A 13065-nucleotide genomic window follows, 5' to 3' on the forward strand; every position below is an offset into this window, starting at 1 on the left:
GCCCGCAGGGCGCTCCCGCCGCAGGCGGCAACGGACCCGCAGTCGGGGGTCTGGGGCACGCGCCCCAGTTTCGGGAAGGGGCGGGGCTGGGGAAAAAGCCCGCCGCAGGCGAAACCGGAGCCGCACCCACACAAGGTCACCCCGACCGCGGATCCGCCTCCATCGAGCTGCTCGGCTTCCTCCCCGTGCTGCTCCTCGTCGCACTCGCCGCCCTGCAACTCGGTCTCGCCGCATTCGCCGCCCAACAAGCCGGCAGTGCGGCCCGGGCGGCAGCCCGTACGGCCTCCCAGGACGACCCGAGGACCACCCCGGCCGCCGCGGGCCGCGCGGCGCTCAGCGGGTGGCTGCGGACCGACGGCGCGCCCGACGCGCCCCCCTGCGAGGGGGCCGGGGAGACCACCGCCACCGTGACCGTCAGGATCCCGGCCGTCCTGCCGCTCCTGGGCGACCGTGCCGTCACCCGCCGGGCCACCATGCGCTGCCCAACCGAACCGCTGCCCCTGCCGAGGAGTGCGCCATGAGCCTGCGGGCGCGGATCGCCGCACCGGAAGCACCCACGGACGGGCGGGAGTCGAGCCATCTCGTCCCCGTCTACCGCGCGAAGCTGCTGGAGGAGATCGACCTCGCCGAGATGTCCGCGCTCGCCGCCGCCGAGCGCCGCACCCGGCTGGAGCGGGTCCTCGGCCACATCATCAGCCGGGAGGGCCCGGTCCTCTCCACCTCCGAGCGCGACCGGCTCATCCGCCGCGTCGTCGACGAGGCGCTCGGGCTCGGTGTCCTCGAACCGCTCCTGGAGGACCCCTCGGTCACCGAGATCATGGTGAACGGACCCGACCAGATCTTCGTGGAACGCGCCGGCCGAGTGGAGCTCGTACCCGTGCGGTTCGCGTCCAACGAACAGCTGATGCAGACCATCGAACGCATCGTCTCCACCGTCAACCGGCGGGTGGACGAGTCGAATCCGATGGTCGACGCCCGGCTGCCCAGCGGCGAGCGCGTCAACGTCATCATCCCGCCGCTCGCGCTGAACGGCGCGACGCTGACCATCCGCCGCTTCCCCCGCGCGTACACCCTGCCGGAGCTCATCGGCATGGGGACGCTCGACGAGCGGATGCTGGTGCTGCTCTCCGCGCTCGTCCGGGCGAAGTTCAACGTCGTCGTCTCCGGCCCGACCGGCTCCGGCAAGACCACCCTGCTGAACGCGCTCTCCGGGCTCATCCCGGAGGGCGAGCGCATCATCACCGTCGAGGACGCCGCCGAGCTCCAGCTCCAGCAGGCGCACGTCATCCGGCTGGAGTCCCGGCCGCCCAACGTCGAGGGCAAGGGCCGCATCACCATCCGCGACCTCGTCCGCAACTCCCTGCGGATGCGCCCGGACCGCATCATCGTCGGCGAGGTCCGCGGCGGCGAGACGCTCGACATGCTCCAGGCCATGTCCACCGGCCACGACGGCTCGCTCGCCACCGTGCACGCCAACAGCGCGGAGGACGCCCTGATGCGCCTGCAGACGCTCGCGTCGATGTCCGAGGTGAAGATCCCGTACGAGGCGCTGCGCGACCAGATCAACAGCGCCGTCGACTGCATCGTCCAGCTCACCCGGCACGCCGACGGCTCACGGCGCGTCGTCGAGATCGCCCTCCTCGACTCGCACGGCCGGGAGGACTACCGGCTGGCCACCGTCTGCCGCTTCGACGCCCGGCCGATGGACTCGGACCGCATCGTGCGCGGGCAGTTCACGTGCTTCCCCGTCCCCGAGCGCGTCGCCGAACGGCTGCGGATGGCCGACGAGGCCGTGCCCGCGGCGTTCGGCGTCGCCGCGTTCCCCACCGAGCTCACCGTCCGAGAGGCGAGGCAGAGGTAGCCGCCCATGAACGCTCTTGTACTGCTGACCGCGGGGGCCACCCTGCTGTGCTGCGCGCTGGGCACCGCAGGCGTGCTGGTGTACGCGGCCGGGAAGGCACAGCGGCAGTCACTGGTGGAGCGGCTCTCCGACGCCCCGGCCCTGCCGCCCGCGGGGCGCGCGCGGCACTTCCGGGGACTCGACCGGCGGCTGCGCGCCACGCGGGCCGGGCGGCGCCTGGAGAGGCGGCTCGCGTCGACGGGACTGGACGTCACACCGGGCGAGTTCACCGTCTGCGCGGTCGCCGGGGCGGCCGGGTTGTGGCTCGTCGCGGCCTCCGTCCTCGCGCCCTTCTTCGGGCCGCCGGCCGCCCTGGCCGCCCTGTGGTCCGCGTCCGCCTTCCTCGGCCTGCAACGCCGCAAGCGCATCGAGCGGTTCATCAACCAGCTGCCCGAGCTCTCCCGCATCCTCGCCAACGCCACCCAGGCCGGACTCGCCCTCCGTACCGCCCTCGGCATGGCCGCCGACGAGATGGAGGCACCGGCGGGCGAGGAGCTCGCCAAGGTCGCCGACAAGCTGGCGATCGGACACTCGGTCGACGACGCCCTCGGAGAGCTCGCCGAACGGCTGCCCTCACGCGAACTCGTCGTCCTGGTGACGACCTTGGTGCTGTCGAACAGGGCGGGCGGCACGGTCGTCACGTCCCTGCGCAACCTCACCAAGACGCTGGAGGAGCGGAAGGAGACCCGCCGGGAGGTGCGCACCCAGCTGTCCCAGGTGACCGTCACGGCCTATGTCGTCCCCCTGATGGGCATCGGCACCCTGCTGCTGATGGACCGCATCGCCCCCGGGTCGATCGACCGCATGACGTCCACCTTCCTCGGCCAGGCGGCCGTCGTCGCCGCGTTCTGCCTCTACGGGCTCGGCTTCCTCGCGATCCGCCGCCTGTCCAGGATCGACGTCTGAGGGGGTGGGCATGGGCTTTCTGCTGGGGCTGCTGGCCGCGCTGTCCGCCGCGGGCGCCTGCGCGGGCATCGCGCTCTACCGCAGCGAGGTGAAGCTGCCGACGGACCTGGTCCTGGCCCTGGAGGTCGGCTCGACCAGGACCACGGCCGTGGGCTCGGCCGTCGACCGGCTCGGCATGCGGTACGCGCCGCTCGTGCTGCGCCTGATGGGCGAGAAACGGGTCGCCAGGGTGCGCGGCCGGATCGACCGCGCGGGCAACCCCGGCGGCCTCACGGTCGACCGCTACGCCGCCCGCCGCGCCGTCTACGGTTTCCTGGGCTTCGGCGGCGCCCTCGTCATGCTCCTCGACGGGCGGCTGGTCGTCGCCCTGCTGCTGGTCGCCTTCGGGCTCTTCTGGATCGAGGTCGGCATCTGGGCCGCCGTACGCGAACGCAAGGACGCCATCGACCGCACGCTGCCGGACTTCCTGGACGTCCTCGCCGTGGTCGTGAGCGCGGGGCTGAGCTTCCGGCAGGCGCTCGACCGGGTGGCGGAGAAGTACGAGGGGCCGTGGGCCGACGAACTCCGCATCACCCTGCGCCAGCTGGACATGGGCGTCAGCAGGCGACAGGCGTTCGAGGAACTGCGCGTCCGCAACGACTCCGAACAGGTGGCGCAGTTCGTCACGGCCCTGCAGCAGGGCGAGGAGCTCGGCGCGCCCATCGTGGACACGCTGATCGCCATCGCCGACGACATGCGCCGCACGGACGCCCAGCGGGCCCGCCGCCGCGCGGCCCGCGCCGTGCCCAAGGCCACGGTCGTGATCACCACCTGCATGGTGCCGGGCACGATGATCCTGATGGTGGCGGGATTCTTCCTGGGATCGGGGACGAACTTCGGGACGATCATGGGGCGTTGAGCCCGAGTAGGGGGTGAGGCGTGTGGGGCGAGCGGGTTCCGTGAGGCATATCTGTTCGGTGGTGTCCCAACTCCCGTTCAAGGGAAGGGAATGGTGCCGGACGCACTGTTCCGCAAGTGCCGTTCCGGCGTACTTTTCATGTGTCGTGAGCGACACCACGCACCACACCCGGATTCCGTACCGCACGGGGGTTGTCGTCGATGGAGGGGAACAGCATGGAGACGTCGCGCGAGCACATCCCGGGAAACGACCGCTCCCCGGGGAGAGACCCCGGGGAGCGCCGCCGTTCATTCCGGTGCGACCGGGGGCAGACCGCGATCGAGTACCTGGGCATCATCGCCGTGGTCGTGGCGATCGTCCTGGTGCTGACCCGGACGGACTTCGGCAGCGCGATCGCCAGCGCCATCTCCGACAAGATCTCCCAGGTCACGAGCGGCTGACCCGCGCCGCCGCCCTTCGCGCGCGGGGCGACAGGGGACAGGCGTTCCCGATCTACGTCACGGCCGTCGCCGGACTGCTCTTCCTCGCGCTGGCGTTCTTCGCCGTGGGCCAGGCGGGAGCGAACAAGAACGGCGCGCAGACGGCCGCGGACGCCGCCGCCCTCGCCGCGGCCCAGAGCTACCGGGATCAGCTGCGTACGGGGCTGCTGACGGCCCTGGGGGCCGGAACCGGCTGGGCGGACTGGCTCGACGGGCGCACGGGCGACCCGGAGGCCGCCTGCGGCGAGGCCGGGACGTACGCCCGCAGCAACGGCGCCGAAGTCGTCGGCGGGTGCGGGACGTCCGCCCCGGGGACGCTCCCGGTCGCCTTCACCGTCACCGTCCGCTCCTCGGCGGCCGTCGGCCGCTCGGTTGTCCCCGGCACCGAGGACGTCCACGCGACGGCCACGGCCCGCGCGGTCGTGGAACCGCGCTGCGCGGGAAGGTCCCCCGAGAGCCGGAAGCCACCCCTCGACATCGTGTGCGACGGGCGGGTGGTGACGATCGACCCGACGCGCCCCGACGACCTCGCGAGAGCGCTCGGAGCGCTCTTCTCCGTACGCCTCGCCGACTGAAGCGACCCTCCCGGCGGTTTACGTTCCCCGAAAGGACGCGTCCTCATGAGCATGCGGCACAGCACGAAGTCCCGTAGCCGCGCGGCGGCGGTGGCGGCCGTGTCCCTCCTGGCCCTCGCCGTGTCCGGCTGCGGCGGCGACAGTGGCGGGAAGGACGCGGACGCGGCATCGGCCAAGAAGTCGGCCGGCCCTCCGGGCAGCGCGAAGAACGCCCCCTCCGGCAAGCCCGGTGAAGTCATAGGCGAGATGAAGGGACCTGACGGCGTCGTCATCGCCGTCAATTCCGCGGTACGGGACAGCGGCGGTTTCGTCACCGTCAGCGGCACGCTGACGAACGGCGGGAGCAAACCGTTCAACGCCATCCACTGGCTGTCGAAGGAGACGGACATGAAGTCCCGCTCCTCCATCTCCGGCGCCTCGCTCGTCGACGGGTCGAGCAAGAAGCGCTATCTGGTGCTGCGCGACACGGACGGCGAGTGCCTGTGCAGCACGGGCCTGACCAACATCAAGCCGCAGGAGAGCAGGCCCGTATTCGCGCAGTTCCCCGCGCCGCCCGAGAACGTCACGGACGTCGACTTCCAGGTGCCGACCATGCCGTCCGTCCGCGTGCGGATCTCGGGGTGAGCCGGATCGGCTGGGGACCGGCCGTCGCCGTGGCCCTGTCCACCGCCCTGCTGGTCACCGCCCCGGCCCCCGCCCCCGCCCGCGCGCAGAGCGGGCCCGGCAGCCAGGCCGAAACCAGACCGCCGGTGAAGATCGACGGTTCCGCCCACGGCCTGCGCATGCGCCCCGGCGCGAAGCTCGCGCCCGGCCGGGTCCTGGACATCAAGTCCGTCGTCGAGACGGGCGACGGCGGCGAACGGCGCGAGGACACCAACGTCGACGTCACCTTCGCCCTCCAGGCGGAGGTGCTCTTCGACAAGGACAGCGCGACGCTCGGCGGGGAGGCGGACAAACGGATCCGGACGATCGCGGACGAGGTCAGGAAGCGGCACGCGACCACGCTCCGCGTCTTCGGGTTCACGGACAACCTGGGTTCCGCGGAGCACGGGGTGGAGCTGTCGAAGCAGCGGGCGAACGCGGTGCAGCGCCAACTGGCGCTGGATGTCGGGTCGTCGGGCGTCACGTACCAGATACGGGGCTACGGCGAGGACTACCCGATCGCGGACAACTCCTCGGAGGAGGGCCGCCGCCGCAACCGCCGAGTGGAGGTGAGCTTCCCCGCACGCGGCTAGTGGGTGCGCAATTTCAGCCCGTCCGGCGATTGAGGACAGCGCGCGGAGCGTGCTTCGGGGTCTGGGGCGGAGCCCCAGTTCGGGAAGGGGCGGGTAGGGGACAAAGCCCGCCGCAGGCGCCTCGCGTACAGCACCCACCACGCGGCAGGATAAGTCCCGGGAAGCCAGAACGTGTTAGGGAGGCGGAAGATGCGCCGGGGGAGAGCGAGAGGCGGACTCATCGGGGCGGCAGCCCTGAGCATGCTGGTCGCCGCCGCCGCGAAGACGGAAGCGACAGGGGAGGGCACCGCCCCCGTCACCTCGTACAGGATGGCCCCGGACGCGCAGGAGCTGAACGGCTCCGAGACCACCGCCGACGCCCCCTTGCTGAAGCCGGGCGCGCACACCTACAAGGACCGCGTCGAGCCCGGCCGGCGCAAGCACTACGCCGTGCAACTGGACGCGGAGTCCAGCGCGTACGTCTCGGCCGTGGCCGTGCCCCGGCCCGGCAGCTCGATGGGGGCGCGGGACGGGATTTCGGTGTCCCTGGAGGCCATGGACGGCACACAGTGCGGCGTGGGCCGCCACCGCACGTTCCTCTCGGCCGGTGGCGCCTATCCGGTCGCCGACTACGCGGAGCGGGTCGCGGGCGCGGGCGGTGCGTGCAGGGCGGCGGGGACGTACCGCCTCGTCGTGGAGCGCGGCGACGCGGCGGGCGGCGACCCGGCCGCCGTGCCGGTCGAGCTGAAGTACGTGAGCGTGCCCGCGAATTCGGCGTCCGCGAGCGATCCGGCCGGGGACCGGACGGCGCGGGCCGCGCCAGGGCAGGGAGGTGGTGGAGTGGGCGTCCAGGGCGGTGGCGTCCAGGGAGGTTCCGGGTTCAACGATGCCGCGGAGATCCGCCCCGGCGTCTGGAAGGACGAACTCCGGCCCGGGGAGACCCACTTCTACCGCGTCCCCGTCGGCGCCGGCGAGCAGCTCGCGGCGGAGGCCCGGTTCGGGAGCGCCCCGGACGCCGCGGGCCCGCCGTATGTGATCACCGGGGTGCGGATGGGGCTGAGCAACGCGGCCCGCGGCTACGTCATGAACAAGACCGGCGGCTATCAGGGCAGGCCCGCCACCCTCTCGCTGACCACGCCCGCCGCGGCGGGCGACAGTGGCGGCGCGGGCGGGGACGCCGCCCGGGGCATGCGCCTCGCGGGCTGGTACTACCTCCAGGTCAGTCTGAACCCCAAGGTGGGCCAGGGGAAGCCGGACCGGGTGCCCGTCACGCTCACCGTGGACGTCGGCGCGGCCCGGAAGGAGGCGCGGCAGCCCGGAGGGAGCACGCGCCCGATGGCGGCGGTCGCCGTGCGGCACCGGGACGGACGGCTGCGGGCCGTCGGCTACGCGGGCGTCACCACCGGGTCGCTGCTGCTCCTCGGCCTCGGCGGGTGGACGCTGGCGGCCCGGCGCGGCGAGGAGTGAGGACGCCGTTCAGGGAAGGATCTCGACGCGCACCCCGGGCCGCAGGCCCCAGAGCCGCATGGCCCCCGCCGGCGCCTCCAGCACATGGCGCGAGCGGACGCGCGGCGCCCCCAGGCGCCAGGGACGCATGGTGCGTACGGCCAGGACGGTCAAGTTCCGGTCCAGATAGGCCACGTCGATGGGGAAGCGCATCCGGAAGGTGTGGACCGACGACGCCGGGGTGAGGAGCAGCGCGCCCTCGAAGAAGTCACGGCCGAGGAGACCGCGGGTGCGGGCGCGGTAGGACGCGGCGACCTCCAGGGGGATCACGAGGCCGGCGTCGTGGCCGGTGCCCTCTTCCGTGCCGGGCGCGCCGTCCCCGTGCGGGACGCGGAGCCTTGCGGTGCCGTCGTGCCGACGCGGCATGAGAGGTCCCTTCGGCCGTGGCCCGTGCGGTGCGCGGTGCCCCGCGGGCACTTTATCCACAGGCTCCGACGGGGATCGGCGGTTCTGCGTAACCTCGGTTCATGGACGCGTTGTTGATCGTTCTCGCCGCCCTGTACGGGGCCGTCGCAGGGGTGTCGCTGCCCCGGGCGCGCTATCGGCTGAGCGTGGAGCCGGAGGAGCCGTGGCGGTCGGTGGGCTCGTGCGGGCACGCGCTCGCGGGCTGGCTGGGGCGGGGCCGGTGCGGGGAGTGCGGTGAGCGGTACGCGCCGGGCGCGCCGTGGTGGGCCGCGGCGACCGCCCTGGTGTGCGCGGGGCTCGCCGCGGTGGTCGGGGCGCGGCCCGAGCTCGCGGTGTGGCTGCTGGCGGCGCCGGTGGCGGTGCTGCTCGCGGCGGTCGACCGGTCGGTGCGGCGGCTGCCGGACGTGCTGACGCTGCCCCTGGCGGCGGGCGTCGCGGCGCTGCTGGGCCTCGCGGCCCTCATACCCGGGTCGGCGGGGTCCTGGCCGGGCGCGCTGCTGGGCGGGCCGGTGCTGGGCGGCTGCTATCTCGCGCTGTTCCTGATCCACCCGAGCGGCATGGGTTTCGGCGACGTGAAGCTGGCGGTCGGCCTGGGCTGCGCCCTGGGGTGGTACGGCTGGCAGGTCCTCTTCCTGGGGGCCTTCGCGGGCCTGCTGCTGGGCTCGCTCTACGGCACGACGCTGCTCATGACCCGCCGGGCGGCCCGCGGCACGGCCCTGGCGCTCGGGCCCTTCATGCTCGCGGGCGCGTGGCTGGGCCTCCTGCTGGGAGGTGCCACAGGGGCGTGAGCGGGGGATGCGCACCGAGGGCCAAGGTATTGGACCGCGTGATCCAAAACAGGTACGGTTCGAGGCATGGCCCGGCCGAGGATGTTCGACGAGGAGAGGGCGGTCGACGCCGCGTTGCAGGCGTTCTGGACCGCCGGGTACGAGGCGACCTCGACCCAGGATCTGTGCGATGCCACAGGGCTGGGCCGCAGCAGCATCTACAACACCTTCAAGAGCAAGCACGACCTCTTCCGCAGGGCCCTGCTGCGCTATATGGACGGCAGGGCCGAGTTCCAACAGGCCCTGTTCGGCGGCGACCTGCCCGTACGGGAGAAGCTCCGCACGCTGCTGGATTCCGTCGTCGTGGAGGAATGCGGGCCGCCCGGCGAGCGCCGCGGCTGTCTGGTCGTCAACACCGCCGTCGAGCTCGCCGGCCGTGACGCCGAGGTGGCGCGCGAGCTGGAGCGCGACTACGGCAGACGGCTGGAGCTCCTGACCGGCGCCATCGCCGAGGGGCAGCGCGCCGGTGACATCGACGCGGGCAAGGACGCCCGCGCCCTCGCGCACTTCGTCATCGCCGCCATCGGAGGCATGCGGGTCTCCGCCTGCGCGGGGGCCGGCCGTTCGGCGCTGGAAGGCGTCGCCCGCGCCACGCTCGCCGCGATCTGACCCACCCGCGTACCGCCCCCGCTGTCGACGCCCTCCTCCGTCCTGCTTTTTCACGCCCTGATTTTGAACTGCGCGTTCCAAAACCTGTTCCCGAACGTGTTCCGAAACAACGACAAGGTGACCTGCCGTGCCACGAGCCGTATATGTCCTCGCCCTCGGCATCTTCGCCATGGTGACCGGCGAGTTCGTCGTCGCCGGGCTGATGCCGCAGATGGCCGAGGGGTTGGACGCGACGATTCCGGAGATCGGCTACCTCATCACCGCCTTCGCGGTGGCCATGGCCGTCGGGGGTCCGTTCCTCACCGTGGCCGTGCTGAGGCTGCGGCAGAAACAGGCGCTGATGGTGCTGTTCGCCGTCTTCCTGGCCGGCAATGTGCTGGCCGCCACCGCGCCCACCTACGGAGCCATGGTGGTGGCCCGCGTCGTCACCGGCGTCGCCTCACAGGCGTTCTTCGGCGTCTCCATCTCGCTGTGCGCCCAACTGGCCCGCCCCGAGGCGCGCGGCCGCGCCATCGCGGTGGCCATGAACGGCCTGATGCTGGGCACCCTGCTCGGGCTGCCGCTGTCCACCGTGATCGGCGAACACCTCGGCTGGCGCGCGGCCTTCTGGGCCGTCACCGCGCTCACCGTCGCCGCCGCGCTGTGCACCCTCGCCGGCGTCCCCCGCCTGGACCGCGCCCCTGGCGAGAACGGCGGGAGCGTGCGGGGCGAACTGGGCGTCTTCCGCCGCCCCGCGCTGTGGCTGGCCCTCTCCACCAGCACCTTCATCATCGGCGCGACGTTCTCCGCGTTCAGCTACCTCACCCCGATCCTCACCGAGGTCACGGGCTTCACCGCCGGGACCGTGCCGCTGCTCCTCATCGCGTACGGCGCCGCCACCGTGGTCGGCAACACCGTCGTCGGGCGCCTCGCCGACCGCCACACCCTCGGCGTCCTGCTGTGCGGCCTCGCCCTGAACCTGGCGTTCCTCACCGGGTTCGCGCTGTTCGCCCACCTGCCCGTACCGGCGGTCGCGTTCATGCTGGGCGTCGGCCTCGTCGGCGTCACCATGAACCCCGCGATGGTCACCCGCGTCCAGCGCGCGGGCAACGCCGGGCCGCTGGTCAACACGATCCACTCCTCGTTCATCACCTTCGGCATCGTTTTCGGGACCTCGGTCGGCGGACCGGCCATCGACGCCTTCGGGCTGCGGGCGCCGCTGTGGATCGGGGCGGGCATGGCCGCGATCGGCATCCTGACCCTCGTCCCCGCCCTCACCCGCCGCCCGGCCGGACCGGCGGGCCCGGTCGCCCCATCGGAGGGGTATATCGCCTAAAAGAGTGCAATCCACCAGGAACCCCTCGTGGGGCAGACCCGGACCGTCAGCCGCCAAAAGACGTCAAAGGCGTCAAGCTGATGATGAATTTTCAGGAAGTTTTCGTAAGGGCCGAGGGGAGACATCCGGCCGAGTCCCGAATGGCTTGTTCTACGCCGTAAGCCCAGCGCTGGCAGGCCCTATGCGGTCGTGGGCGATGTCGCTCCGCCGTCGAGTTCAAGATCAATAACGTCACCGAGCGTCAGCATCGCACGCGCCGTCACCCTCGTCGGTGCGCGGAGCACGGCCTCAGGGGGGTTAAGGTGGAAACCCCCCCTCGGGCCGGTCCGTATCCCCCCCACGGACCGGCCCGTTTTCTTTCCCTCACATCACGGTGCGTGATGATTCGTATGAGGTTTGAGAGACGGGCTAGGAGCCGTTGCGGCGCGCCCAGATATTGACACCCTCGGTGCTTACCGCGAAGGAATCGATCTCCACCAGCTCCTCATCGGTCAGCTTCGGAGCACCGAGCGCGGCCACGTTCGCCTCCAGCTGACGCACGCTGGACGCGCCGATCAGCGCCGAGGTCATCCGCGGGTCGCGCAGCACCCACGTCAGGGCGAGCTGGGCCAGCGACTGGCCGCGCCCCCGGGCGATCCCGTCGAGCCCGCGCAGCCGCCGCACGACGTCCTCCGTCAGCAGCCCCGGGTCCAGCGACTTGCCCTGCGACGCCCGCGAGCCCTCCGGGACGCCGTGCAGGTACTTGTCGGTGAGCAGCCCCTGCGCCAGCGGCGCGAAGGAGATGCAGCCCATGCCCTCCGTCTCCAGGGCGTCCAGCAGCCCGTCGTCCTCCGTCCAGCGGTTGATCATCGAGTAGGACGGCTGGTGGATCAGCGCGGGCACGCCCATCGCCCGCAGGATGCGCGCCGCCTCACGGGTGTTCTCCGCGCTGTACGACGACACGCCCGCGTAGAGCGCCTTGCCCTGCTGGACGGCGGACGCGAGCGCGCCCATCGTCTCCTCCAGCGGGGTCTCCGGGTCGAAGCGGTGCGAGTAGAAGATGTCGACGTAGTCGACACCCATTCGGCGCAACGACGCGTCGAGGGACGAGAGCAGGTATTTCCGGGAGCCCCACTCGCCGTACGGGCCGGGGTGCATGAGATAGCCGGCCTTGGTGGCGAGCACGATTTCATCGCGGTACGGGCGGAAGTCCTGCGCGAAGATCTTGCCGAAGTTCAGCTCCGCGGAGCCGGGCGGCGGGCCGTAGTTGTTGGCCAGGTCGAAGTGGGTGACGCCCAGGTCGAAGGCCCTGCGGAGAATGGCGCGCTGGGACTCCAGGGCGCGGTCGTCGCCGAAGTTGTGCCACAGCCCGAGCGAGATGGCGGGCAGCTTGAGGCCGCTGTGCCCCGTGCGGCGGTACTCCATCGCGTCATAGCGATTTTCGGCTGCACGATGGTGAGCGGAATGAGTGGAATCGGTCATGTGCATCTGACTATCACGGTCCTGTGACAGACCGAGTTGGGTTCTCGTGACACGCGGGCAGTAGTGTGGCGCCCTCGGGGCGACCGCCGTGGCATGGAGGGGCTGGAAGACGTGAAGTTGCGCGACCTGGTGTACAGGCTCTACGCACGCCGGGTGGAAGGCCGCCTCGACCATGCGCAGGTGCCCAAGCACATCGGAGTCATCCTCGACGGCAACCGCCGCTGGGCGCGCGCCGACGGCCGGACGCTGGAGCAGGGCCACCAGGCGGGCGCCGACAAGATCCATGAGCTGCTCGGCTGGTGCGCCGAGACCGACGTCGAGGTCGTGACGCTCTGGATGCTCTCCACCGACAACCTCGACCGGCCCGCGGACCAGCTCAACCCGCTGCTCGGCATCATCGAGAACACGGTGCGCGGACTCGCCGCGGACGGCCGCTGGCGCGTCCACCACGTCGGCACCATGGACCTGCTGCCCGCCCGTACGCAGTCCGTGCTCAAGGAGGCCGAGCAGGACACCATCGGCGTCGACGGAATACTGGTCAATGTCGCGGTCGGCTACGGCGGTCGGCAGGAGATCGCGGACGCGGTGCGCTCGCTGGTGCTCGAAGCGGCCGACAACGGCACCTCTTTCGAGGAACTCGCCGAGATGGTCGACGTGGAGCACATTTCCAAGCACCTCTATACGCGCGGCCAGCCCGACCCGGATCTGGTGATCCGCACCAGCGGCGAACAGCGGCTGTCCGGCTTCATGCTCTGGCAGAGCGCGCACTCGGAGTACTACTTCTGCGAGGTCTTCTGGCCGGCCTTCCGAAAGGTCGATTTCCTCCGCGCGCTGCGTGATTACGCGGCGCGGCACCGCCGCTACGGCTACTGAGCGCGGCACGGGAGCGGGCTCCGCGGGCGGAGTTCGGGCGCGGCTACGGCCGCTGACGGATCGGGCGTTCACCTCGCCGTCGCATATGCCGTTGCAT

15 protein-coding genes are annotated in these 13065 nt (G+C 71.8%); 13 read left to right on the top strand and 2 right to left on the bottom strand.

Annotated features, from left to right (window positions below; all coding sequences use genetic code 11):
- Nucleotides 1-185: 185 nt before the first annotated feature.
- The 9 genes from DXZ73_RS27000 (at nt 186) to DXZ73_RS27040 (ending at nt 7439) form a co-directional block, all read left to right on the top strand.
- Entirely contained in the window at nt 186-521 is a 336-nt protein-coding gene (locus tag DXZ73_RS27000) for a hypothetical protein (protein WP_425315866.1), read from the top strand.
- Nucleotides 518-1861 carry a CpaF family protein gene (locus DXZ73_RS27005; protein ID WP_116213639.1) on the top strand — a complete coding sequence of 448 codons (1344 nt, stop codon included), beginning with the start codon at nt 518-520 and terminating at the stop codon, nt 1859-1861. Before DXZ73_RS27000 ends, DXZ73_RS27005 begins: the two co-directional genes overlap by 4 nt.
- A gap of 6 nt (nt 1862-1867) precedes the next feature.
- Complete coding sequence (locus DXZ73_RS27010) at nt 1868-2806, top strand: type II secretion system F family protein (protein WP_116213640.1); 939 nt, start codon at nt 1868-1870, stop codon at nt 2804-2806.
- Nucleotides 2807-2816: 10 nt separating this feature from the next.
- Nucleotides 2817-3704, top strand: a complete 888-nt coding sequence (locus tag DXZ73_RS27015) for a DUF5936 domain-containing protein (RefSeq protein ID WP_205519236.1) — start codon at nt 2817-2819, stop codon at nt 3702-3704.
- A gap of 215 nt (nt 3705-3919) precedes the next feature.
- Nucleotides 3920-4144, top strand: coding sequence for a hypothetical protein (locus tag DXZ73_RS27020; RefSeq protein ID WP_425315947.1), 225 nt, complete (start codon nt 3920-3922; stop codon nt 4142-4144).
- Nucleotides 4141-4758, top strand: a complete 618-nt coding sequence (locus DXZ73_RS27025; RefSeq protein WP_116215880.1) for a pilus assembly protein TadG-related protein — start codon at nt 4141-4143, stop codon at nt 4756-4758. The genes DXZ73_RS27020 and DXZ73_RS27025 overlap by 4 nt, the downstream gene beginning before the upstream one ends.
- A 45-nt stretch (nt 4759-4803) precedes the next feature.
- Complete coding sequence (locus tag DXZ73_RS27030) at nt 4804-5382, top strand: hypothetical protein (protein ID WP_116213642.1); 579 nt, start codon at nt 4804-4806, stop codon at nt 5380-5382.
- Nucleotides 5379-5993: an OmpA family protein gene (locus DXZ73_RS27035; protein WP_240351503.1), complete on the top strand. Its 615-nt coding sequence runs from the start codon at nt 5379-5381 to the stop codon at nt 5991-5993. Before DXZ73_RS27030 ends, DXZ73_RS27035 begins: the two co-directional genes overlap by 4 nt.
- 189 nt (nt 5994-6182) lie before the next feature.
- Entirely contained in the window at nt 6183-7439 is a 1257-nt protein-coding gene (locus DXZ73_RS27040) for a hypothetical protein (protein ID WP_162890349.1), read from the top strand.
- 9 nt (nt 7440-7448) lie between these two features.
- Here the strand turns inward: DXZ73_RS27040 and DXZ73_RS27045 are convergent, their stop codons facing one another.
- Nucleotides 7449-7844, bottom strand: coding sequence for a DUF192 domain-containing protein (locus DXZ73_RS27045; protein ID WP_116213644.1), 396 nt, complete (start codon nt 7842-7844; stop codon nt 7449-7451).
- A gap of 101 nt (nt 7845-7945) precedes the next feature.
- On the opposite strand from DXZ73_RS27045, the gene DXZ73_RS27050 reads away from it, so the two are divergent.
- The 3 genes from DXZ73_RS27050 (at nt 7946) to DXZ73_RS27060 (ending at nt 10634) form a co-directional block, all read left to right on the top strand.
- Nucleotides 7946-8671, top strand: a complete 726-nt coding sequence (locus DXZ73_RS27050; RefSeq protein WP_116213645.1) for a prepilin peptidase — start codon at nt 7946-7948, stop codon at nt 8669-8671.
- 66 nt (nt 8672-8737) lie between these two features.
- Nucleotides 8738-9319: a TetR/AcrR family transcriptional regulator gene (locus DXZ73_RS27055; protein ID WP_116213646.1), complete on the top strand. Its 582-nt coding sequence runs from the start codon at nt 8738-8740 to the stop codon at nt 9317-9319.
- 127 nt (nt 9320-9446) lie between these two features.
- Nucleotides 9447-10634, top strand: coding sequence for an MFS transporter (locus DXZ73_RS27060; RefSeq protein ID WP_116213647.1), 1188 nt, complete (start codon nt 9447-9449; stop codon nt 10632-10634).
- A gap of 408 nt (nt 10635-11042) precedes the next feature.
- On the opposite strand, the gene mgrA is transcribed toward DXZ73_RS27060, so the two are convergent.
- Complete coding sequence (gene mgrA, locus DXZ73_RS27065; protein WP_425315867.1) at nt 11043-12101, bottom strand: L-glyceraldehyde 3-phosphate reductase; 1059 nt, start codon at nt 12099-12101, stop codon at nt 11043-11045.
- Between the two features lie 105 nt (nt 12102-12206).
- Here mgrA and DXZ73_RS27070 point away from each other — a divergent pair, with 105 nt between their 5' ends.
- A complete protein-coding gene (locus DXZ73_RS27070) occupies nt 12207-12968 on the top strand; it encodes an isoprenyl transferase (protein WP_116215883.1) in 762 nt (253 codons plus the stop codon).
- Nucleotides 12969-13065: the final 97 nt, after the last annotated feature.

Origin of the sequence: Streptoverticillium olivoreticuli subsp. olivoreticuli (genome assembly GCF_003391135.1) — a bacterium.
GTDB classification, from domain to species: domain Bacteria; phylum Actinomycetota; class Actinomycetes; order Streptomycetales; family Streptomycetaceae; genus Streptomyces; species Streptomyces blastmyceticus.

Excerpts from the sequence above, each read along its gene's own strand:
- DXZ73_RS27005 (WP_116213639.1), top strand. The coding sequence starts at position 518 with ATGAGCCTGCGGGCGCGGATCGCCGCACCGGAAGCACCCACGGACGGG.
- DXZ73_RS27010 (WP_116213640.1), top strand. The coding sequence starts at position 1,868 with ATGAACGCTCTTGTACTGCTGACCGCGGGGGCCACCCTGCTGTGCTGC.
- DXZ73_RS27015 (WP_205519236.1), top strand. The coding sequence starts at position 2,817 with ATGGGCTTTCTGCTGGGGCTGCTGGCCGCGCTGTCCGCCGCGGGCGCC.
- DXZ73_RS27020 (WP_425315947.1), top strand. The coding sequence starts at position 3,920 with ATGGAGACGTCGCGCGAGCACATCCCGGGAAACGACCGCTCCCCGGGG.
- DXZ73_RS27030 (WP_116213642.1), top strand. The coding sequence starts at position 4,804 with ATGAGCATGCGGCACAGCACGAAGTCCCGTAGCCGCGCGGCGGCGGTG.
- DXZ73_RS27040 (WP_162890349.1), top strand. The coding sequence starts at position 6,183 with ATGCGCCGGGGGAGAGCGAGAGGCGGACTCATCGGGGCGGCAGCCCTG.
- DXZ73_RS27045 (WP_116213644.1), bottom strand. The coding sequence starts at position 7,844 with ATGCCGCGTCGGCACGACGGCACCGCAAGGCTCCGCGTCCCGCACGGG.
- DXZ73_RS27050 (WP_116213645.1), top strand. The coding sequence starts at position 7,946 with ATGGACGCGTTGTTGATCGTTCTCGCCGCCCTGTACGGGGCCGTCGCA.
- DXZ73_RS27055 (WP_116213646.1), top strand. The coding sequence starts at position 8,738 with ATGGCCCGGCCGAGGATGTTCGACGAGGAGAGGGCGGTCGACGCCGCG.
- mgrA (WP_425315867.1), bottom strand. The coding sequence starts at position 12,101 with ATGCACATGACCGATTCCACTCATTCCGCTCACCATCGTGCAGCCGAA.